This window comes from Prosthecobacter sp., from assembly GCF_049294395.1.
Taxonomy (GTDB): Bacteria; Verrucomicrobiota; Verrucomicrobiia; order Verrucomicrobiales; family Verrucomicrobiaceae; genus Prosthecobacter.
Genome location: NZ_JBAQCR010000278.1, coordinates 1 through 22,846, shown reverse-complemented (window position 1 = coordinate 22,846; position 22,846 = coordinate 1). Strand labels below are relative to the sequence as shown.

General features: G+C 60.0%; 12 protein-coding genes. 5 read left to right on the top strand and 7 right to left on the bottom strand.

Going from position 1 to position 22,846, the window contains the following annotated elements; translation table 11 throughout:
* Window positions 1-248: 248 nt before the first annotated feature.
* Together WAW39_RS18970 and WAW39_RS18965 are read left to right on the top strand one after the other, a co-directional pair.
* Window positions 249-4,937 (top strand): DUF7133 domain-containing protein, encoded by a 4,689-nt coding sequence (locus tag WAW39_RS18970; protein WP_422320738.1) that lies wholly within the window; start codon window positions 249-251, stop codon window positions 4,935-4,937.
* Between the two features lie 287 nt (window positions 4,938-5,224).
* Window positions 5,225-6,928: a hypothetical protein gene (locus WAW39_RS18965; protein ID WP_422320737.1), complete on the top strand. Its 1,704-nt coding sequence runs from the start codon at window positions 5,225-5,227 to the stop codon at window positions 6,926-6,928.
* A gap of 282 nt (window positions 6,929-7,210) precedes the next feature.
* Here the strand turns inward: WAW39_RS18965 and WAW39_RS18960 are convergent, their stop codons facing one another.
* The 6 genes from WAW39_RS18960 to WAW39_RS18935 all read right to left on the bottom strand — a co-directional run bounded on the left by WAW39_RS18960 (window position 7,211) and on the right by WAW39_RS18935 (window position 14,999).
* Window positions 7,211-8,617, bottom strand: a complete 1,407-nt coding sequence (locus WAW39_RS18960; protein ID WP_422320736.1) for a DUF1501 domain-containing protein — start codon at window positions 8,615-8,617, stop codon at window positions 7,211-7,213.
* Window positions 8,614-11,685: a DUF1553 domain-containing protein gene (locus WAW39_RS18955; protein ID WP_422320735.1), complete on the bottom strand. Its 3,072-nt coding sequence runs from the start codon at window positions 11,683-11,685 to the stop codon at window positions 8,614-8,616. The genes WAW39_RS18960 and WAW39_RS18955 overlap by 4 nt, the downstream gene beginning before the upstream one ends.
* Before the next feature lie 149 nt (window positions 11,686-11,834).
* Entirely contained in the window at window positions 11,835-12,257 is a 423-nt protein-coding gene (locus WAW39_RS18950) for a type II toxin-antitoxin system VapC family toxin (protein ID WP_422320734.1), read from the bottom strand.
* A 4-nt stretch (window positions 12,258-12,261) separates the two neighbouring features.
* Window positions 12,262-12,456, bottom strand: coding sequence for a hypothetical protein (locus WAW39_RS18945; RefSeq protein ID WP_422320733.1), 195 nt, complete (start codon window positions 12,454-12,456; stop codon window positions 12,262-12,264).
* Window positions 12,457-12,509: 53 nt separating this feature from the next.
* On the bottom strand, window positions 12,510-13,922 hold the full coding sequence (locus tag WAW39_RS18940; RefSeq protein WP_422320732.1) for a DUF1501 domain-containing protein: 1,413 nt from the start codon (window positions 13,920-13,922) through the stop codon (window positions 12,510-12,512).
* 93 nt (window positions 13,923-14,015) lie between these two features.
* Window positions 14,016-14,999, bottom strand: a complete 984-nt coding sequence (locus WAW39_RS18935) for a malate dehydrogenase (protein ID WP_422320731.1) — start codon at window positions 14,997-14,999, stop codon at window positions 14,016-14,018.
* A gap of 130 nt (window positions 15,000-15,129) precedes the next feature.
* Between WAW39_RS18935 and WAW39_RS18930 the strand changes: the two genes are divergently transcribed.
* Window positions 15,130-17,721 (top strand): Amuc_1098 family type IV pilus outer membrane protein, encoded by a 2,592-nt coding sequence (locus tag WAW39_RS18930; RefSeq protein WP_422320730.1) that lies wholly within the window; start codon window positions 15,130-15,132, stop codon window positions 17,719-17,721.
* Between the two features lie 7 nt (window positions 17,722-17,728).
* Here WAW39_RS18930 and WAW39_RS18925 read toward each other — a convergent pair whose 3' ends face one another.
* Window positions 17,729-18,034: a 4a-hydroxytetrahydrobiopterin dehydratase gene (locus WAW39_RS18925; protein WP_422320729.1), complete on the bottom strand. Its 306-nt coding sequence runs from the start codon at window positions 18,032-18,034 to the stop codon at window positions 17,729-17,731.
* 100 nt (window positions 18,035-18,134) lie between these two features.
* Here WAW39_RS18925 and lepA point away from each other — a divergent pair, with 100 nt between their 5' ends.
* Together lepA and WAW39_RS18915 are read left to right on the top strand one after the other, a co-directional pair.
* Entirely contained in the window at window positions 18,135-19,931 is a 1,797-nt protein-coding gene (gene lepA, locus WAW39_RS18920; protein ID WP_422320728.1) for a translation elongation factor 4, read from the top strand.
* Window positions 19,932-20,111: 180 nt separating this feature from the next.
* Window positions 20,112-22,846, top strand: a 2,735-nt coding sequence (locus tag WAW39_RS18915) for a beta strand repeat-containing protein (protein ID WP_422320727.1), incomplete at its 3' end; no start/stop codon positions are given.

The following is a 22,846-nucleotide window of genomic DNA, read 5'->3' as shown; positions in this document are numbered from 1 at the left end:
AAAGCTCCAGAGGACTGGAGCACTCCAAAACGCTGCCGCGAGCCTCCACCCGCAGTGGGAAGGCGACCCGCTGCGGGCTTGGAGGCCCGCGCGCCTTGGGCGCTGTGTCCTGCGGTGCAAAGTTGCCGAGTTGCGCTGTAACGGGTATGGAAAACTCCCGTTGCGGCGCAACTGGACAACTTTCCTTCCAATACTTTTCTGATAGAAACCCCGCTTTTTGTGCGGCTACTGCTTTCCCTCTTTTCTCCATGCGTTCCTTTGCACTCCTGCTCCTCCTTGCCACGGCCTCTGTTGGCCATGCCGAAACCAAGCCGCTCAAAGCCCTCCTCGTGGCCGGTGGTTGCTGCCATGACTATGCCAAGCAGCACCTCATTCTGAGCCAGGGCATCCAGGCGCGGGCGAATGTGCAGGTGGATGTGGTGTGGACGGATGACAAGTCCGTCACCCCGCCGCTGCCGCTGTATGACAATCCGGACTGGGCCAAGGGCTACGACATCATCATCCATGACGAATGCGCCGCCGGCGTGAAGGACATGGCGCTGGTAAAGCGCATCCTCGATGTGCACCAGACCATCCCCGCCGTGCACCTGCACTGCGCCATGCACAGCTTCCGCACCGGCACGGATGCGTGGTTCAAGCACCTCGGCATCCAGTCCGCCTCGCACGGCCCGCAGGAGCCGATCGCCATCACGTTTGTGGACAAGGAGCACCCGATCACCAAGCCCCTCGCGGACTGGACCACCATCAAAGAGGAGCTGTACAACAATGTGAATATCTTCGACGGCCATCCGCTGGCCATGGGCAAGCAGGTCGTCAAAGGCAAGGACGTGGACTACGTGGTGGCCTGGACAAACGAAAAAGTGGGCGCGCGCAGCTTCAGCACCACCATTGGCCACAACAACGACACCGTGGCGGATGCACGCTACCTGGACCTCGTCACACGCGGCCTGCTGTGGGCCATGGACAAGCTCACGCCGGATTACCTCACGCCGTTCAAGGGACAGAACAAGATCACCTTTGTGCCTGCCAAGCCCGTGGAAGCACCGAAGCCGCCCGTGCTGCCGAAAGACGGCCTGCCGGTGAAAGCCAGCGCGAGCAGCGAGGAGTCCGGCAAGGGCAACTACGCCTGGAAAGCCGTGGATGGCGATGAGGGCACCCGCTGGTGCGCCGCAAATCCCAATTACCCGCAGTGGCTCCAGCTTGAACTCGAAAAGCCGCAGGCCCTCACCGGCATCAAGACCACCTGGGAAAACGGCGGTGTGTATCAGTTCAAGGTCGAAGGCAGCGCCGATGGCAAAACGTGGAGCACCCTTGTCGATGGCAGTGCCAACACGAAGAACGCGCCTTACTCGAATGACTTCGCCAAGGTGGAAGGCATCCGCTTCGTGAAGATTCACGCGCTTGCTAAAACAAGCGGCGGCTGGGCGAGCATCCGTGAGGTGCAGCTCAAAGGCCCCAACATCAAAGGCGTGGCCCCCAAGCTCAGCGCGGCACAGAAGAAGGAATACGACAAGGCCAGCGATCCTCTCAAGGACGCGGGCAATGTGGCTCCAAAGATCGTGAAGCTCACGCCCGAGCAGGAGGCTGCCATCTTGAAGGATGTGAAGGTGCAGGAAGGCTTTGAGGTCTCGCTCTTCGCGCCACCACAGTCGGCGAACTATCCCGTCTTCATTGCCGCCGCTCCCGACGGCACGTTGTATGTCAGCAGCGATGGCAACGGCTCACTGGGCCGCAATCCGCATCGTGGCCGCATCCTGCGCCTGAAGGATCATGATGGCGATGGCCGCGCTGATGAAGTGAAGGAATTCGTCAAAGATGTGGACGCCCCGCGCGGCCTCGTCTGGGACAAAGACCGCCTCTACCTCGTGCATCCGCCGCACCTCAGCGCCTACATCGACAAAGACGGCGACGGCGTGGCCGATGAAGAGAAGGTGCTGGTGAAAAACATCGCCTTTGGTTACAAGGACCGTCCTGCCGACCACACCACCAATGGCCTCAGCCTCGGCATCGACGGCTGGCTCTACATCGCCGGTGGCGACTTCGGTTTCATGGACGCCGAAGGCACGGATGGGAAGCACTTGCAGCATCGCGGCGGCGGCGTCATCCGCGTGCGCCCTGACGGCACCGGTTTGGAAATCTACAGCACCGGCACGCGCAACATCCTCGAAGTCGCCATCAGCCCACTGATGGACATCTTCGCCCGCGACAACACCAACGACGGCGGCGGCTGGAACGTGCGCTTCCACCACTTCACCGGCCTCGATGATCACGGCTACCCGCGCCTCTACAAAAACTTCAACGACGAGTGCATCCAGCCTCTGGCCGATTACGGCGGCGGCAGCGGCTGCGGTGCCGTGTACATCGACGAACCCGGCTTCGGCAAATGGAACAACGCCCCCTTCACCTGCGACTGGGGCACCGGCGCCCTCTGGCACCATCAGGTGAAGCCCAAAGGCGCGACCTTTGAGGAAACCGAAAAGCCCCAGCCCTTCATCCAAATGACCCGCCCCACCGACGCCGACGTCGATGGCAACAGCCGCGTCTATTGCGCCAGTTGGAAAGGCGCGACGTTTAACTGGGAAGGCCCCGATGTGGGCTACATCGTGCAGGTGAGGCCGAAGGGTTTCAAAGCAGAACCGCTACCGGATTTCGCGAAGGCGAGTGATGCGGAGTTGGTGAAGCAGTTGGAGTCACCGAGCAACCGGCGGAGGATGGATGCGCAGAGGGAATTGATGAGAAGAAACCTTGTTGAATCATTGCCCAATAAAGTGATCCAGAAGGTTGCCGCAGATGTTTTTAATGACTCCAGCAAACCTATGCCAGCACGAATCGCTGCGTTGGGTGCTGTACGAAGCGAAGGAGATGATGTGGGACGTGTGGCCCCCCCTGTGGACTTCTATGCAGGAAATGAATTAGCGCCTTGGGTGGCTCAACGAATGTATCCCACTCCCGTGTTTCCCGCTGGGACCAAATATGAGACTTGGGTTCGAGTCAGGTATGGAATGCGCGAAAATATGTATAACTATAAACCCCTCGAACTGTGGACCATCTCCGAAATTGAGCAGCGCTTTTTGGAATCGTGCATCAAGAGTAAAAAACCAAGATCCCAGGTCGCGGCACTTAGAACAGCTTCAACATTGGTACGTTTAGAGCCAATCACAGATTCTCTTTGGAATGCTGTTGTTGGCGCGATGCTCAGTGACGACCCTATTGTCGCTCACACGGCGGCAAACGTGGCAGCCGATCTATTGAATGAGCTGTCAAAGTTTCGAGAACTGGGGCAGCGATTGACCAAAGAGAGCTTGGATGAACCTCAAAGTGAACCAAGCGAGGGTTTCGTTAAGCTGATGTCTCAAATCAAAACCAATGATGGATTCTCTTTGAGCACCAACCATGAACAGTATCGTAAGTACGCGATTAACGATCGAAATGCCTTCACTGCAAAAACGCAGAAGACTTACGAACTGGCAGTTCAGAGAGCATTTGAATCAATGGAGAGGCACTCTCAAATGCTGATTGCTTTGAGGAAAGTGCACACCCCTGAAGTCGTCACCGGCCTCATTGAGCGCCTCGCCAAAGCCACCGATCCCGCGCTCCGCCAAGGCATCCTCTCCGCTCTCTGCCGCCTGCATTTCCACGAAGGCGAATGGAAGGGCGACTCCTGGGGCACGCGCCCAGACACACGCGGCCCTTATTACCAGCCGGAAGCATGGAGCGAGACGCCGAAGATCGCGGCGGCTTTGAAGGACGCGTTGGCCAAAGCCTCGCCTGAAGAAGCCGCCTTCCTCGTCAAAGAAATGAACCGCAACCGCATCCAGTCGAACGATGCCCTTGAGCGCATTCTCGTGCTGGCGAAGCAGGATGCGAAGGTGATCCCGGATGCGGTGGCGCAGCTTGCCACAGCAGACACGATTCCTGCGGATGGCATTCCGCTGCTGATCACTGCGGCGAACAGCAAGGAACTCGATCCCCAGAGCGCGGCGGCGACTCTGGCCAACACGCTGACAGCCATCGCCAAGACCGACAGTGCCGAGGCCTGGACGGCGGCGCTGAATGCGCTGGTCACGCTGGATGCGCAGCAGGGCTCCGGCAAAGAGCAGGACACAGGCAGGACAGCCTTCCTCAGTGCGCCAAAGCTGGAGAACGTGCATCAGGCCTTTGAAACCGAAGCCGCCAAGGTGGGCACGCCAACCGCCGCCTGGGCGGAAGCCGCGCTGCTCAGCCTCGCGGCACGCAAGACCGGCAGCCCCGAGGCACGCGAGATGTCGCAGAAGGCCCTGGATGCTGGATGGGCGGATGCGAAGCGCCGCGTGCAGATCATCAACGCCGCTGTGAAGACCAAGAGCCACAGCGTGGACGAAAAAATCCTGGCCGCCACCACGGACGCTGATGCCAGCGTTTCCAAGGCCGCACAAAACGCCGTGAAGAGCCTCAAGCTCGTGGCCAAGGGCGAGGACAAGTCGCCGAAGGTCGGCACCCTCAAGCCCGAGGACGCTCTGGCCGCCGTGATCAAAGCCAAGGGCGATGTCTCCATCGGCGAGCAGATTTTCACCAAAGCCACCTGCATCGCCTGCCACACGACGAAGGAATCCGAAGCGCAAAAAGGCCCTTATCTTGGAAACATCGCGCAAACGTACAAGCGCCCCGATCTCGCCCAGAACATCCTCGATCCGAACAAGACCATCGCGCAGGGCTTTGCCAGCGAGGTCATCACGATGAACGACGGCACGCAGCAGATGGGCTTCATCACCCTGGAGTCCGCCGACAACGTGAAGCTCCGCAATGTCGCCTCCCAGGAATTCACCTTTGCCGTGAAGAACATCAAGAGCCGCCAGAAGCTGCCCATTTCCATCATGCCGCCCGGGTTGATGACGAACTTCACCGTCCATGAATTCGCCAGCCTGCTCGATTACCTGGAGTCGCTGGCCAAGAAGTAGTGCGACGCATGGTGCTGTAGGACGGTTGTGGCGAAAGCCCGCCCGTCTGTGAGCGTGCTGAAAACACCATGGCGTAGGAGAGTCCTCGCAGTCGGGCGGTTTGGCGAAGGAGGTGATGGCGCATGAAACACCATCGACGCCAAACACACCCAACCTACGCCTGAACGCCGCGCTGCCTGTATGAGCGATGAGTTTCCGTCATCAGTGCTTTGATGGTTTGGGATCAGTATATTTTTGCCTCAGTTCTGGAATTGATTCTGCTGATGCACTTGCCATTCTCCTGCCGCATGTACCTCCGAATCCTTCCCATTCTTGCCGTGCTGGGGCTTGCCCAGTGTAACAAAAGCGCTGCTCCTGTGGCTGTGGCGACAAGCCCGGGCGTGACTCTTGTCACGGAAGGGAGCTCGCCGCATTTCCAAGCCGTCGCTTCCAAGCTGGATGTGGGTGGGGCTTCCTTCACGTATGCCGAGGAGGAAAATGTGATGGGGCTGATGGGGGCCTTTTTTGAGGAGATCTTCAAGAACATGCCCGAGGGGGAAAAGGCCAAGCTGCCGCCGAACTTCTCCTTCAAGAAGATGATGAACATGACCGGGCTGGACTCGATCAAGGCCGGCGGGACGAGCTCGCGCAAGGTGTCCGAGGGCATGAACCACCACCGCAGCTTTGCCTACACGCCTGAAGGGCGGAAAGGCTTCCTCACCTTGACCGGAGGACCGGCTGAGCCCTTGCTGGCGCCCGCCCTCGCCCCGCAGGACACGGATCTCGCTCTGGAGTTTCCGCTGCATTTGAAGGATCTCGTGGCGGAGGCCTGGCCGGTGATTCTGGAATCCACCCCGAAGGAGCAGCGGGCCATGCTGGAGGCGATGGCCTCCGCTCCGCAGCCGGCGCTGGGCATGTCCTACCGCGAGATGGCGGAAAAGCTCTCCGTGCGTGTGGCCCTCTTTGCCACGATGATGCCGGAGCAGAGCCTGTCCGGGCCGGGAGCCCGCGTGAGCCTGCCGGGGGTGAACGCCGCCATCGTGATCGACAAGCTCGGCTGGATCAAAGACGTGCTGAAAGCGCAGGTGCTGCCCATGCTGCAGTCGCCGGGCTCACCCGTGGAGGTGCAGGAAGTCAATGGCGCCCTGGTGGGCCGCTTTCGCGGGCCGATGGGGCCTCCGCCGATGGATTTTCAGCCGGTCTTCATGCTGGATGCGGCAGGCGACCGCCTGATCATCGCGACACGTCCGGGCTACTATGACGCCGTGATGGCGAAGGGCGAGAAGCTCAGCAGCCAGCCGGATTTTGCCCGCGTGTGGAAGGGGATGCCTGCGGAAGGCAATGGCTGCCTGTTTCTTTCCAAGCGTCTGATGACGGCCGTGTTCGATGGCATCAAGGCCGAGGGCACAGCCTCCGTTGCAAAAGCCACCGGCAAGGACAAGGCGAGCAGCGAAATGGCGATGTCTCTGATCAACATGATCGCAATTCATGCCCGCTATCCGCAGGCATTTTTCTTCGCCAATCAGCCGGATGGCATCCTGAGCGTGAGCAACAGCAGCATCCCCACGATGAACCCCGGGTCCTTTTCCAGCATCACCACCCTGGCGGTGCTCTCGTCCCTGGCCGTTCCGGTGTTTACCACCATGCAGCAGCGCGGCGCCCAGGTGAAAACGCTCAGCAATGGCCGCCAGGTGCTCATCGCCCTGAAAACACATGCCGCAGGCAACGGCGGCAAATACCCGGAGAAGCTGCAGGAGTTGATCGACTCGGGCGCCCTCACCAAACCAGAACTGCTGACCGTGGCCTCCGGGCCGGGAGCTGAACCCAAGCCATGGCTCTATGACAGCACTTTGACGCCCCAGTCTCCGGGGATCACCATCGTGCTGGCCGCCCCTGAAGTGAGCAAAGGCTCCGGCGGCAAGCAGACACGCGTGGTCATTCGCAACGACGGCCGCGCCGAGGCGCTGCCTGAAGAAGACTTTCAGCGCGTCAAAGACTACTACCTGCGCTGATCTCCACAGGGGAGGGAGCAGGAAAGCAGTTCTCCCTCTCCCCGCCCCAGACACAGGACGGCAACCCATATTTCTCTCCGGGGAGAGGGCCGGGGTGAGGGGACGACAGCCCGCCTTCTCCTGCATGGAATGACCCCTCACCCTTCCCGTTGACTTCGTCTATCTCCGCTTCGCTACGGTTCCCCCAAGAACGTCTTGGGTATTGCCATGTCATCGGTGGGGAGAGGGGATCCGCTTCATGTCCCCGCGCAAGGTTAAGAGGCTATAAATATTTCAAATGTTCTATGCGATCACCTTCCTCACCACGTGCCCATGCACGTCAGTGAGGCGGAAGTCGCGGCCTTCAGCTCGGTAGGTCAGCCGTTCGTGATCAATACCCAGCAGGTGCAGCAGCGTCGCATTGAGATCATGCACATGCACGGGATCGCGCGCGACGTTGAAGCAGAAGTCATCCGTCTCGCCGAACTGCAGGCCGGGCTTCACACCACCGCCCGCCAGCCACATGGTGAAGCAGCGGCCATGATGATCGCGCCCATGGTTGGTGGGTTCCAGCTTGCCCTGGGAGTAGGTGGTTCGGCCAAACTCACCGCCCCAGACGATGAGCGTGTCATCGAGAAGGCCGCGCTGTTTGAGGTCGCTGATCAGCGCGGCGCAAGGCTGGTCGATGTCGCCGCATTGGAGGCGCAGATCGCTGGGCAGATTGTAGTGCTGGTCCCAGCCGCGATGGTAGAGCTGGATGAAGCGCACGCCGCTCTCCGCCATGCGGCGCGCGAGGAGGCAGTTCGCGGCAAAGCTTCCGGGTGCGCGTGACTGCGGACCATAAGATTCAAACGTGGCCGCGCTCTCGTCCTTCAGGCTGATCAAATCCGGCACGCTGGTCTGCATGCGGTAGGCCATTTCATACTGCGTGATGCGCGTCTCGATCTCGGGATCGAGCTGCTGCGTGAACTGCCTGCGGTTCAGCGCCTGGATGACATCCAGCTCATCACGCCGTGAGGCCGCGCTGATGCCGGGTGGATTGGAGAGATACAAAACGGGATCGCCGCTGCTGCGGAAGCTCACCCCTTGATGATTCGAAGGCAGGAAGCCGGAGCCCCACAGCCGCGCATACAACGGGTCCGCCGGACGCGCGGCGCTGCCACGTGAAATGAGCACCACGAAGGCAGGCAGGCTCGCATTCTCACTGCCGAGCCCATAGCTGGCCCAGGCACCAAAGCTTGGACGTCCCGGCTGCTGATGCCCCGTCTGCAGCAGCGTCACGCCGGGATCATGATTGATCGCCTCCGTGTTCATGGAGCGGATGATGCACATCTCATCGGCCACACGGCCGAGATTGGGCAGCAGCTCGCTCATCCACGCGCCGGACTGGCCATGCTGCTGAAAGTTGAAGAGCGAGGAAGTGATCGGCTTGCTCTTCTGCCCGCTGGTCATGCCGGTGAGGCGCTGATCTCCCAGCACAGAGGCTGGAAACTCCTGGCCATGCATTTTTTTCAAGCCGGGCTTGTGATCAAACAGATCGAGCTGTGAAGGCCCACCGTGCATGAAGAGGTAGATCACACGCTTGGCCTTGGGTGCAAAGTGCGGTGCGGCGAAGCCCTGGCCCTCGCCCAGCAGCGAGGCCAGCGCTGCGGTGCCGATGCCTGCGGAGGCTCGACCAAAAAGCTGACGGCGAGTCAAAGCGGGATTCATCGGCGGGTGATGGTTTCGTCGAGGTTGAGCAACGCGTGCAGCGTGAGAGTCCATGCGGCCAGTTCGACGGGATTGAGATCTTTGCCGTGGGCGGATGCGCCCGCTGCGATGAGCTTCGCTGCTGCTTCGAGATCGGCGTCAAAATGGGCGCGTTGCCTGCTCAGCAACCCGGTCAGGTGCTGGAGTTCTGCAGGATCTGCTGCACGGGATGTCACGCGTCGGAATGCGAGTGCGAGTTTTTCAGATTCAGAGCCTTCTTGTGCCAGCACCCACGCAGCGAGGACGCGTGCCGCCTCGATGTAAGTCTCGTCATTGAGCAGCACGAGCGACTGCAGCGGCGTATTGGTGCGGGCGCGGCGCACCGCGCACTTTTCACGCGTGGGGCTGTCAAAGGTGAGCAGGGCAGGGGGCGGCGACTGTCGTTTCCAAAACGTGTAGAGACTGCGCCGCCACAGGCCTGCGTCCGTGTCGTTCACATAGGTTTCTTCGCCATTGTAGGAGACAGCTTCCCACAATCCAGGTGGCTGGTAAGGCTTCACGCTGGGTCCGCCGATCTTCGGCACCAGCAGGCCTGACACGGCCAGCGCCTGATCCCGCACCATCTCGGCGCTCAGTCGAAAAGACGGGCCGCGTGCCAGCAGGCGGTTGGAGGGATCACTCGCGGAGAACTGCGAGCTTTGCCGATAGGTCGCGCTCATCACCATCAGCTTGAGCATCGTCTTCACATCCCAGCCGCTTTGCATGAAGCGCACCGCCAGCCTGTCGAGCAGCTCCGGATGGCTGGGCGCTTCGCCTTGAGAGCCGAAATCGTTCACGGTACGCACGAGTCCTTCGCCAAAGCATTGCATCCAGAGACGATTGACCGCGACACGTGCCGTCAGCGGGTTCTCCTTTGAAACGAGCCACTTGGCAAAGCCCAGGCGGTTCGGCGGTGCGTCTGCCGGCCACGTGGACAACGACGCAGGAATCCCGGGCCGCACCTCTTCAGCAGCATGATCATACTGCCCGCGTGTGAGCAGATGCGTTTTGCGCGGGCTGGGCATCTCCTGCATCACCAGCGTGGTGGGGATGCTTTCGCGCAGGCGGGCTTCAGCGGCTTTGGCTTCGCGCACTCGCTTGTGTGCAGCGAGCGTTTGCGGGTTCGCATGATGCTCGACAAACCAGTCCTGCAGCAGCGTCGTGTCTGCGGTGCTGCGCTTCGCCGCTGGTGTCGCGGCGATCCCGCGCAGGCGCTCGCTCCAAAACCATGACTCCGCCTCTTGCGCAGTCACGGGGCGTTGCAGCAGGCGGAGTTCATCGAGCTGGCCGTAGAATCCGAGGTTCGCATCTCGCCTGCCAATGCGCAGCGGCTCGCTGGTGGCGGTGGGGCCTTTCAGCGTGTCATTCATGGTTTTCGTCGTCGCAGGCAGGCCGTCGATGAAGACGCGCATGCCGGCTGCGCGGCGGGTGCCGTCATGGCTGACTACCAGATGATGCCATTTTTTGGAAGAGACTGGTTCCTGCGTGACGAGCTCGATGGCATCCGTCCCCCACTTGCTGACCAGATTGATCTGAAAGCGGCCCTTCTGCCAGATCACCTCAAAGCCCCGCCGTCTGCCTTCGGGTTCGATCTTGGAAAAGACCCCGCTCAGTGACGTGTCTGCCATGAGCCAGAGACCGACGGTCCAGGCGGCATCGGTGTCGAAAGCTCCCGGCCACTCCGCATGCTGCGTCGCATCATACTTGGCCGATTGCCCGAGGATGCCGTTTTGAAACACATCGCTGGTGCCGAAGTGCTTCGCATCGATCTGGCCATCGAAGGAGAAATGTGCGGCGAGCTGAGCAGTAGGAGATGAGGGCAGGGAGGTGGCCGCTGTTTTTTCCCAATTGGTGATCTGATGCCGCAAAGCCGCCGTGAAGGGCTGAAACTCCCGCTCTGCTTGCTGCGTGTCTGCGGCGAGGCGTTTGAGTTCCAGCTCTTGCTGTGCTGAGGGCACGCTGAGCACAGGCGGTGGGTTGTCAGCTTTGATCAGCCCGGACTCGGGCACGTTGTTGAAGAAGGCAAAGAGCTGGTAGAACTCACGCTGCGTGATGGGATCGTACTTGTGATCGTGGCAGCGCGCGCAGCCGATGGTGAGCCCCAGCCAGGTGGTGCCGGTGGTTTCCAGCCGATCCGCCACATATTCCACCCGGTATTCCTCATCAATGATGCCGCTCTCATTGTTGGCCATGTGGTTGCGGTTGAAGCCGGTGGCGATGCGCTGAGCAGTGGTGGCATGGGGAATCAAATCTCCCGCTAGCTGCTCGATGGTGAATTGATCAAACGGCAGGTTGCGGTTGTAGGCGTCGATCACCCAGGCCCGCCACGGCCACAGGCTGCGCGTCTTGTCGCCAAAGTAGCCGTTCGTGTCCGCATAGCGCGCCGCGTCCAGCCACTCCACCGCCATGCGTTCACCGAAGTGTTTGGAGGCCAGCAGGCGATCCACGGCGCGCTCATAGGCTTCCGCACTTGGATCTGCATCCATCTCCTGCAGCGTGGGCGGCAGACCGGTGAGATCGAAGCTGACCCGCCGCAGCAGAGTTTCGCGTGCGGCCTCCGGGCTTGGCGTCATGCCTTCCTTCTCCAGTCGTGCGAGAATGAAGCGGTCGATTTCATTGCGCGGCCAGTTCGCTTGTTTAACCTCCGGCGGTGTTGCACTTGCAGGTGGGATCAAAGACCAGTGCGCCTCGTATTCGGCCCCTTCCGCAATCCAGCGCCGAAGCGTGTTCTTCTCTTCATCGCTGAGCGAGAGCTTCGAATCCGGCGGCGGCATGATGTCATCGGCATCCGTGGTGCTGATACGATGAATCAACTCACTCTCCAGAGGTTTGCCGGGAACGATGGCCGATTTTCCATCACGGGAAGCGACGGCATCTTCGCGCTTATCCAGGCGCAGGTCGCCCTTTCGCCCTTTTTCATCAAAGCCGTGGCAGCGGAAGCATTTGTTGGAGAGGATCGGCCGGATGTCCCGGTTGAAGCCCAGCTTCGTTTCCACCGCCCTGGCCACGCTCATGTCGCAGAGCAGCATGATGAGGCAAGCAGTACGCATGTGGGGAAAGCCCATGCTAGTTACACGGACCTCGGCCAGCGTTTTATCAGAGCCAATGGCTCAGGCGATCACTTCCCTCACCACGTGCCCATGAACGTCCGTGAGGCGGAAGTCTCTTCTGAAGTGTCGGGAATGAGTTTTCTGCAGCCTCAATCCAGCCAGTTCTCAACACGTAAACCGGGGATATGCTGGAAGTCCGAGAGGTTGCGTGTCAGCAGCATGGCGTCATGCGCGAGGCGGATGGCGGCGATCTTGAGGTCCATGGTGCCGGTGCGTGGATGCAGGCTTTTCAAACGGTGGAAAATGGTCGCGGCTTCGGTGTCAAAGGGTAGAATGTCAAAGTGGCGAAAGGCGGCGATTGTTCTTTGAAAACTCGTATAGCCGGCAATTTGATCTCTGCCCGCCTGGGTGCTGTTGATCAGCGCCAGCCAGCCACCAACGGCTTCCTGAACAGTGATGATGCTCAGAAAGACTTCTGCATTTTTTTGGGCGGCACTGCGATCAAGGTTGGCAGCCAAGGGGGTTGCTTCCGCCACTTCGCGGAAGTGATTGGTGTCGAGCACCACAAACATGGGGCTAATGGTCCTCCCTGTTGCTCTTTTTTCGCCATTGGGCACCGAGCTTCATCGCTTCGTCGAAGAGCGCATCATCTTTGGCGAAGCCAATCGCGTTACGCCAGTTTCCTTTGGAGGCAGGCTTTACTCTTGCCTCCAGGGTCTCCACGCGCTGCTGCAGCTCGGCCAGTTTTTGTTCCAGCATCTTCGTGCTCATGATCTGAGTTTAAATCACCGGTGAAAAGCTGACCACTGAAACTTTGCCGTTCTTCAGGCGATCACTTCCCTTACCACATGCCCGTGCACATCCGTGAGGCGGAAATCTCTTCCCGCGTGGCGGAAGGTGAGCTTTTCGTGATCAAGGCCCAGCTGATGGAGGATCGTGGCATGCAGGTCGTGCATGTGGACTTTGTCCTCCACGGCCATGTGGCCGATGTCGTCGGTGACGCCATGCGCGTGGCCGGATTTGAAGCCGCCGCCAGCGACCCAGACGGTGAAGCCGAGAGGGTTGTGGTCGCGTCCGGTGCCGTTTTTCTCGGCGTAGGGCGTGCGGCCAAATTCACCGCCCCACCAGACGATGGTGTCTTCGAGCAGGCCGCGTTGTTTGAGATCAGCGAGCAGTCCGGCGATGGGTTTGTCCACGGCTGCGGCGTGGTCGCCGTGCTTGGGCAGGTTGGAGTGCTGGTCCCAGGCGGGGTTGTTGGAGTTGTCGCCGTAATTGACCTGGATGTAGCGCACGCCCTGCTCGGCCATGCGACGGGCCATGAGGCACTGGCGGCCGAAGTTGTCGGTGGGCTTCTCGTTGATGCCGTAAAGCTTGAGCGTGGCTTCCGACTCATCGCTGATGTCCATGGCGCCAGGCGCTTTGTTTTGCATGCGCCAGGCGAGTTCGTAGCTGCGGATGACCGCGTCGATGTCCGTATCGCCGGGCATCGCGTGGGCGGCCTGTTCGGCATTCAGCGCGCTGAGCAGTCCGAACTGCTTGCGCTGCTGCTCGGGCGTCCAGATGGCGTTGGTGATGTTCTTGATGCTGGATTCCCGGGCCGGCTGGCCGGAGCGGCCCACGGGCGTGCCTTGGAAGACAGCGGGCAGGAAGGCGTTTCCGTAATTGCGCGGGCCACCGTTGCCGAGGCTCGGGCTGATCGTCATGAAGCCGGGCAGGTTTTCGTTTTCCGCGCCGAGACCGTACATCACCCAGGAGCCCATGCTCGGGCGGATGTTGCTGGTGGTGCCGGTGTGCATGAACAGCGTGGCCGGGCCGTGCGCGACGCCCTCCGTGTGCATGCCATGCAGAAAGCACAGGTCATCCACATGCTGGTTGATGTTCGGGAAGAGATTGGAGGCCCAGCGGCCGGTTTCGCCGTGCTGCTTGAAGTCCCACAGCGGTTTCATCACCCGCTGCAGCGCTCCTTTGCCCGTCTTGGCGATGGCGCGGGAATCCATCACGTCGATGATCTTGCCGTCGTCTTTAAAGAGACGGGGCTTGTAGTCGTACGAGTCCACGTGGCTCACGCCGCCCTGCATGAAGAGGAAAATGACGCGCTTGGCCTTCGGCTGATGGTGCGGCTTTTTGAGAGCAAGCGGATTGGCCAGTGCCGCCTGACTCTGCGCCATGGCCTGCCAAGCTAGGTAGCCGAAGCCACAGCCTGTGGTCTGGAGGAAGTCGCGGCGGGAAGTAAACATGCTGCCTTAACGTCGGCAGGGAGGGGGATTCTTCACGCAGGCACAAAAAAGCGGCACCCGCGAAGGTGCCGCTTCAAGCTTGAGGAATCTCAATTACAGCATCTCTGCCACAAAGGAGCGCTCATCGACGAGTTCCTTGTTGGTGGCGGCGATCTTGGCTTTGGCGAAGTCGTCCATTTCGTAGCTGGTGATGACCTCGTAGGCACCCGGGGTGGTGGTGCGCACGGGCATGCCGGCCCAGACTTCTGGATCGAAGCCGTAGAGGCCGTTGCTCTTCACCGCGATGGAATGGATCGCACCGGGGGTGACGAGGGAGCGGACGTGATCGACGAGGGCGTTCGCGGCGGAGGCAGCGGAGGAGGCGCCACGGGCGGCGATGATCGCAGCACCACGCTTGCCCACGGTTTCCAGGAAAGGACCTTCCAGCCAGGCCTTGTCATTGATGACGTCGGCGGCGGCTTTGCCACCGATGGTGGCGTGCGCGAAGGACGGGAACATCGTGGGGCTGTGGTTGCCGTAGATGAAGATGTCCTTCACTTCGGTGAGATCCACGCCGGCCTTCTGGGCGAGCTGGGTCTGGGCGCGGTTCTGGTCCAGGCGCACCATGGCGGTGAAACGGTCCGGCGTGAGGCGCTTGGCCTGGGAGGCGGCGATCATGCAGTTCGTGTTGGCCGGATTGCCAACGACGGCCACGCGGGCGTCATCCGCAGCCACGGCGTCGATGATTTTGCCCTGCTCGATGAAGATTTTGCCGTTGTCCTTGAGCAGATCGGCGCGCTCCATGCCCGGGCCGCGGGGCTTGGCACCCACGAGCAAGATCCAGTTGGCGTCTTTGAAACCCACGGCGGGGTCGGAGGTCTGCACGATGCCTTTGAGCAGCGGGAAGGCGCAGTCGTCGAGCTCCATGGCGACGCCAGCGAGGGCGGCCAGGGGCTTTTCAAAAGGAGCTTCAATGAGCTGGAGGATCACCGGTTGGTCCGGACCGAACATGGCACCGGAGGCGATGCGGAAAAGGAGGGCGTAACCGATTTGACCGGCGGCGCCGGTGACTGCGACTTTGATGGGTGCTTTGGCCATGGATGATTGGGGATGGGGGAGTCATCAGAGCAAGATGCGGCGGGAGGGCAACTGCGGGCTGAGATTCATGGCAGAAAATGCTTGGGCGAAAGACGGAGTCCTGTTATAAATTCGATTTTCCCCAACTTTGATGCTCCTGCAGCCCTTCCCGAAACATCCTGAATCCGTGTTGCCAAGCCGCCTGATCGCTCGCGGCGCTGCTGCCTGCCTGATGCTCATTCTGGGTGGAAACGCGGTCGTGACAGCCAGTGCGCAGTCAGTTTCGGCCATGGCCCAGGCCGAAACCCGCCGCCGAGCCACTCAAATCAACACGCTGAATTCTGAAATCGAGCGTGGGTACCAGTTGATCGATCAGCAAAAGGCGGCTGAAGCGCTGACCTTGTTTGAGGAAACCTACAAGGCCCTGCCAGATGTTCCCCTTGCCCAGGAGTCACGACAGGCCGCGCGCGACGGCTACGTGGTGGCAGGCTGCCTGATGGCCCAGGAATACGCGGCCAAAGGTGATCTTGCCGCTGCGGGCAAAGTGCTGGATAAGCTCCTTGCGCCCGATGTGGCGCCGAAAGACGAGCGGGTGCTGTCGCTCAAGAAACGCCTCGCGGATCCAGACCGCTTTCCTCCCTCGTTGACCGCCAAGCACGTGGACAATGTGGGTGCGGTGCAGACGCTGCTGATCAAGGCCAACTCGTTCCTTCAGATCGGTGATCTGGACAAGGCCATCTCAACTTTTCAAGACGTTTTGAGGATTGATCCCACCAACAGTGCCGCACGGCGTGGCATGGAAAGCGTGGAGCGGGAAAAGCAGAAGTATTATAAGAGCGCTTATGACCAGCATCGTGCCAAAATGCTGGGCGAGGTCACCCGGTCATGGGAAGACCCGGTGCCGCTGACTGACGTGGATCGCAGCTCACTGTTTGGGGCCGGTGCGGCTTCCCTCGTCAACCAACTGAGCGGGAGTGACAAAATCACACAAAAACTGCGCACCATCACCTTTCCCAAGGTGGAGTTTGACGGTGCCACACTGGTCGAAGTGGTGGAACTGCTGCGAGTTCGCAGTCGCGACCTGGATCCCGAAGGCAAGGGCATCAGTTTTGTCGTCAGTGTGCCGCCTGAGGCACGCGACAAGCAGGTCAGCCTGAATCTTCTCAATGTGCCCATGGAGGAGCTGCTGCGCTACGTCAGCGAGATGTGCGGAGTCGCCTACAAGGTGGATGAGCACGCCGTGATCTTTGTATCCATCAGCGAGCGCAACAATGCGATCGTCACGCGCTCCTTCCGGGTGCCACCCGATTTTATTCAGAACTCTCCCGGGGGGGACGCGGCTGCCGCTGCGCCGACAGATCCTTTCGCCAAGCAGGCTCCGGCAGGCGGAGGGCTGATCATCCGGCGTCTGGGGGCCAAGGAGTTCCTCGAAGCACGCGGGGTTACTTTCCCTGATGGAACGAGCGCCAACTACAGCGCAGCGAACAACACGCTGACCGTTCGCAACACGATCGGCAACATGGAGACGGTTGAAATGATCGTCGAGCAATCGACGAAGGCCACGCCGAAGATGGCCGTGATTCATGTGCGAATGCTGGAAGTGAACCAGAAAAACCTCGAAGAACTGGGTTTTGACTGGCTCATGGGCGGTGCCGGTCTCAATAATAATGTTTTCGTTGGCGGTGGCAGTTCGGGAAATGGAACACCGACCAATCCAGGCAACTACGCATTCAACACGCCTTACGTCGTCCCTCCTCTTGTTGTGAATGGTAGCGAGGTGTTTCCTGCGATTCCAGTTTCGGGGGCTTTTGCGGGCCCGGTTCCTACGGGCACCAATGCACCTTTCCCCTACGCTGGCGGGCCCCTCACCTCGGGTCTCCGATCGGGCGACTTTGCGACGACTGCTAATTCCCTTGATAAACTGCTTCAGACGGGTTCTACCACGGGTACAAATAACGTGGCGCCTGGTGTTCTGTCAGTTGCGGGAGTGTTTACCAATCCTCAGTTTCAATCCGTGCTGCGCGCACTCTCACAGAAAAAGGGAATTGATGTCAATGCCTCCCCCAGCGTGACAACTAAGAGTGGTCTCAAAGCGATCGCGGAGGTGACGCAGGAGTTCATTTACCCGACGGAGTTTGATCCGCCCAGACTGCCGCAGGGCGGTGGGCGTGTTCAAACAGGAGGTTCTCAGCAGATGATCGCCACGCCGACAACGCCCACGGCCTTTGAAATGAGAAAAACGGGCGTGTTGGTGGAGGTCGAACCCGTGATTTCAGAAGATGGCCGCACCGTGGAACTCACGATCGCGCCAGAAATGACTGTTTTCGAAGGCTTTGTGAATTACGGCTCGCCGATTTATGTGCCTGCAAGCCTCAGCGTTTTGCCCTTCTCGGTGCTGTTGCCTAACGGTGATACCTCTTCGGGCTACGTTCCTCTCAGCGCGCCTGATGAATTGATCACTCCCAACAAAATCCTGCAGCCCGTCTTCAAAGTGCAGAAAGTGACCACGGCGGTGAAGGTGTACGATGGCGCAACGGTGGTGCTGGGCGGGGTCAAGATTGAGAATCGCACCATGGTGGAAGACAAGGTTCCCATTCTGGGAGATCTTCCTTTTGTGGGAAGGCTCTTCAAGAGCAACACCAAACAGACGGACACCAAGAACGTCATCATCTTCGTCACCGTGGAAGTGGTGGACCCCTCCGGCCGCAGGGTCAATCGCGACACTGCTGCCGTGGCGCAGTGAACCTGCCTCAGGTGAGGTTTGAGGCGGCGGCTTCGGCCGCTGCGATCTGACCGGCCAGTGCGAAATCCAGCCCGGTCAATCCCCCTGCGCTGTGGGTGCTCAGTCGCACGGTGACTTTGCGCCAGCCGACCAGCAGGTCCGGATGGTGGTTCATCTTTTCGGCCAAAACCGCGACTCGCCGGACGAATTCGATGCCTTCGAGGTAACTCGCAAACCGGAACTCTTTCACCAGTTCCGTGCCTTCCACCTGCCAGCCGGGAAGGGCAGCCACCTGCTGCTGGACGGCGGATTCGCTCAAAAGCTCCGGTTTCATGGGGGCTAGTATCCGGCGGCAGGTCAATGGCATCAAGCATCGGAATTGCTTTCTTCCCGCCGCTGCATTAAATACTCCGCCCCCCCGCCAAGCCAACTGAATGTCCATCTCCCGCACCCGCAATTTCTCCATCATCGCCCATATCGACCATGGGAAGACCACGCTCTCTGATCGTCTGCTGGAGTTCACGCAAACCATCACCGTCCGGCAGCAGCAGGATCAGCTGCTTGATTCGATGGATCTGGAGCGCGAACGCGGCATCACCATCAAGGCGCACCCGGTGTGCATGAACTACAAGGCCAAGGACGGGCAGATGTATAAGCTCAACCTGCTCGACACCCCCGGACACGTTGATTTCAGCTACGAGGTCAGCCGTTCGCTTGCCGCTTGTGAGGGCGCGTTGCTGCTGGTGGATGCTTCACAGGGTGTCGAAGCGCAGACCGTTGCGAATTTGAACCTGGCCCTGCAGCAGAACCTGCATGTCGTCCCCATCATCAACAAAATCGACCTTCCGAGCGCCGACGTCGAAAAGGTGAAGCGCCAGCTTGAGGACATCCTGCAGCTCTCTTCCGACGAGGCCGTGCCTGCCAGTGCGAAGATGGGCATTGGCATTGAGGACATTTTGGAGGCCATCGTCGCCTTCATCCCGCCGCCGACAGATCCAGGCGACGGCTACCTGCGGGCTTCAGTGTTCGATTCGATCTTCGATCCCTATCGCGGGGTTGTCAGTTATGTCCGCGTCATGTCCGGTACCATCATCCGTGGTCAAAAGGTGCGCCTGATGGCCTCAGGCAACGACTCCGAAATCAAGGACGTCGGCATCTTCCGGCCCAAGATGACGAGTTGTGAAAAGCTGGAGGCTGGCGATGTCGGCTACATCATCGCCAACGTCAAAACGACCGCTGACGTGAAGATCGGCGACACGCTCACCGAGAGCCGCAAACCCGCCCCTGAGCCACTGCCCGGCTTCAAGGAGATCCACCCCCTCGTCTTCAGCGGCATCTATCCCGTCAGCACCGACGACTTCGAGGCGCTGAAGCTCGCCGTTGGCAAGCTCCAGATCAATGACGCCGCCTTCACCTTCATGGCGGAAAGCTCCGCCGCTCTCGGCTTCGGCTTCCGTTGCGGCTTCCTCGGCCTGCTGCACATGGAGATCGTCCAGGAGCGCCTGCGCCGTGAGTTCGACATGGATGTCATCTCCACCTATCCGTCTGTCATTTACGATGTGAGGAAGACCGACGGCACCGAGCTCAAGGTGGACAATCCCACCTTCCTGCCGCCGCAGGCGGAGATCGACGAGATCCGTGAGCCGATCGTGAAGGTGAACATCATGATCCCGAACGAGAACATCGGAGACATCATGCAGCTCGTCATGGACAAGCGCGGCGTGGTGAACAACACCGAAACCCTCGACGACCGTCGCGTGCTTCTGCACACCGTGCTGCCACTGAACGAAATCCTCGTGGACTTCAATGACAAGCTCAAGTCCATGACCCGTGGCTACGGCAGCATGGAGTATGAACACGCGGGCACCCAGCCGGCAGAACTCGTCAAGATGGATATTCTCATCGCCAGCGAGCCCGTGGATGCTTTCTCCTGCATTGTTCACCGCAGCAAGGCCGAAAGCCGTGGCCGCCAGCTTTGCGCCAAGCTCAAGGAAGTCATCCCTCAGCAGCTCTTCGTTGTCGCCATTCAGGCCGCCATCGGTGGCAAGATCATTGCCCGTGAGAGCATCAGCGCCATGCGCAAGGACGTGACCGCCAAGTGCTACGGCGGTGACATTTCGCGTAAGCGCAAGCTGCTCGACAAGCAGAAGGAAGGTAAGAAGAAGATGAAAGCCATCGGCCGGGTGAACATCCCGCAGGAGGCGTTCATTGAAGTCTTGAAGACGAACTGATTGGTTCCAAACATGCGGAACTAAAGATATTTACGATATTGAATAGGTGAAAAGCTTGGTTAGCAGTATCTGCTTGTGATTAGACGATCGCATCGTTAAACATCCATAGCTACCCGATCCACTGTCAGGCGCGTCTTTATCTGATGATGTCGGTGTCGTCTTTTTAAGATTCATGATGTCATGACCAGGCTCTTCATATGGATTTATGCCCTGCTGTTTGTACTGCCTGTGCAGGCAGGTATGCTCTCTGGCACTTATGCTGTTGGACCTGGGGGGGATTATGCCAGCATCGGTGAGGCTCTCAGCGCCATTCAAACCAACGGGCTTTCAGGGCCGATGGTGCTGGAGTTGCAGGCCAGCTACGTGAGCACGGGTGAGACCTTCCCGCTTGTCTTCACCAATCTCGGCACCACCGCCACAAACACGCTGACCCTTCGTCCGCAGGCCGGCGCTGCAGCGCTCTCCATCTCCAGCGCGGATGCCACGGCGGCCACGGTGGATCTGAATGGCGCGCAGTTTGTGACGATTGACGGACGGGCCGGTGGCGTGGGGACGGTGAAACAGCTCACCATCGCCAACACCAGCACATCCGGCGTGGCTCTGCGCTTCATCAACGAGGCTGGCGGAAACGTCATCCAATACATCACGCTCCGCGGCGTGAACACCAGCGCCACCAGCGGCACGGTCCTCTTCAGCACCACCACGGGTGCGAATGGCAACGACAACAACACCTTGGACCATTGTGACATCTGCGCTGGAGCGACGAAGCCGACCAACGGGCTGTACGCCCTTGGAACGACCACGACATCCGCGCAGACCAACAGCGGCAACACGGTTTCCAACTGCAACATCTTTAACTTCCATGCCACCACTTCCGTGGATTCCGCAGGTGTGCGGCTCGACGGTGGCAATACCGACTGGATCCTGACATACAACAGCTTTTACCAGACGGCCAGCCGCACGGGAGTGGGGGCGTTTGTGCGTCCGATCTACATCAACAATCCCTCTGGAAACAACTTCTCAGTGACGGGCAATTTTATCGGCGGCAGCGCAACCGGTGCGGCCGGCGCGGCATGGACGACGCCCCCTACGGGGGCAGGGTATCAGTTTGCCGGCATTCACCTGAATGTCGGCGTTGCAACACCCAGCAGCGTGCAGGGAAACACCATTCAGAACATTGTCTGGATGAGTGGGAGCACCGCATCCTCTTTACCCGGGGTGTGGAACGGGATTTACGTGCAGTCAGGCGCGGCAGACCTCGGATCAAACTTGGGAAACACCGTTGGCAGCGGCTCCGGCACGGGTTCCGTCACTGTTTCCACATCTGGTGCCGGCGGCTTCGCCTATGGCATTGGATCGAACAGCAGCGCCAGCATCACGATTTCGAACAATGCCGTCGGTTCCATCACCATGAATGGCGCGAACGTCAGCACCCCCACATCACTTGTCGGCATTCATGTCACCAACGGGGAGAATACCATCAACACCATCAGCAACAACGTTGTAGGCAGCACGACCACGGCGAACAGCCTCAATGCCGCCACGGCGACCACCTACAGCATCTCTTACTCCCAGCGGGTGACCGGCATTCTCAGCTACAACAGTGGCAGCTCGCTCATTGCTGGAAACACCGTGGCAAATCTCAACAACAACTCCATGCAGACCAGCTATGGCTTTGGGCAGGTGGGTGGAATCGTAGTCCTGAATGGAATAAACTCCATTGTCGGCAACTCCGTGCATGATCTCTCCACCACGAGTCCGAATCCGAACGCCTCCACAGCGCAATCAGTGTACGGCATTGCCGTGATCACCTCAGGCTTCTGTGGCCACACCGTGTCACAAAACACCGTGCATTCACTCGCCAACACGTCGGCCACTGCGGCGGTCGGTGTAACCGGGATTTACTTCACCTCGGGGTACTATGGCTCCAATGCGAACTTCATCACACGGAACCGGGTGCACAGTCTGGCGGTCTCATCCAGCAGCGCAGCGGCGTCGATGAATGGAATGTCCTGCGATATAAGCGCCAAAGGTGGAGCCATCGTGACGAACAACATGGTGTGCGTGGGGCTCAAGGCGGACGGCACCAGCACTGCGGGCGCCGCCATCGTGCGCGGCATCTACGACAACGGCACGGATGCAGGACGGAACTTCTACCACAACTCCATCTATGTCGGCGGCACACAGACCTCCGGCGCGAGCAGCAGTTATGCATTCTGCAGCACCGGCGTGAGCAACCAGCGCACCTTTCAGAACAACATATTGGTCAACGACCGGGGCAACAACGGCGCGACTGGCAGGCACTACGCCGTGAGCTACGGTGGCACGGTGGTTGATCCCACCGGACTGGCTGCGGGCGGCAACATCTTCCTCGCCAGCGGCACAGGTGGCATGCTCGGCTCCTACAACAGCGCGGACATCGCCGCCCTAGACGCATGGCAGGCGGCGACCGGACAGGATGCCACCAGCGCCGTGACGGCCCCGTTCTTCATTAATCCCACCGGCACCGCCAGCACGGTGGACCTGCACCTGCAGGCCAGCAATCCGGCGGAAGGCGGGGGCATCCCCATCGCCTTCGTCACGGATGACTACGACGGGCAGGTCCGTGGCGAGCTGACGCCGACGGACATCGGTGCGGATGCCGGGAACTTCACGCTCAGCAGCGATGTCCTGGCCCCTGGCATCAGCTATCCGCTGCTGAGCAACGGCTCCACCGCCAGCCGCGTGCTCTCGGGCTGGGCGACCATCACCGATGGTTCAGGCGTCGCCAGCGGCGCAAGCGCCCCCCGTCTCTACTTCAAGAAAGCCTCCGATGACGATGCCTTCGGCGTGCCGAATGATGCTTCTGGCAACGGCTGGAAATACACCACAGCCACCGGCAATAGTCCGTACCACTTCATCATGGACTACACCCT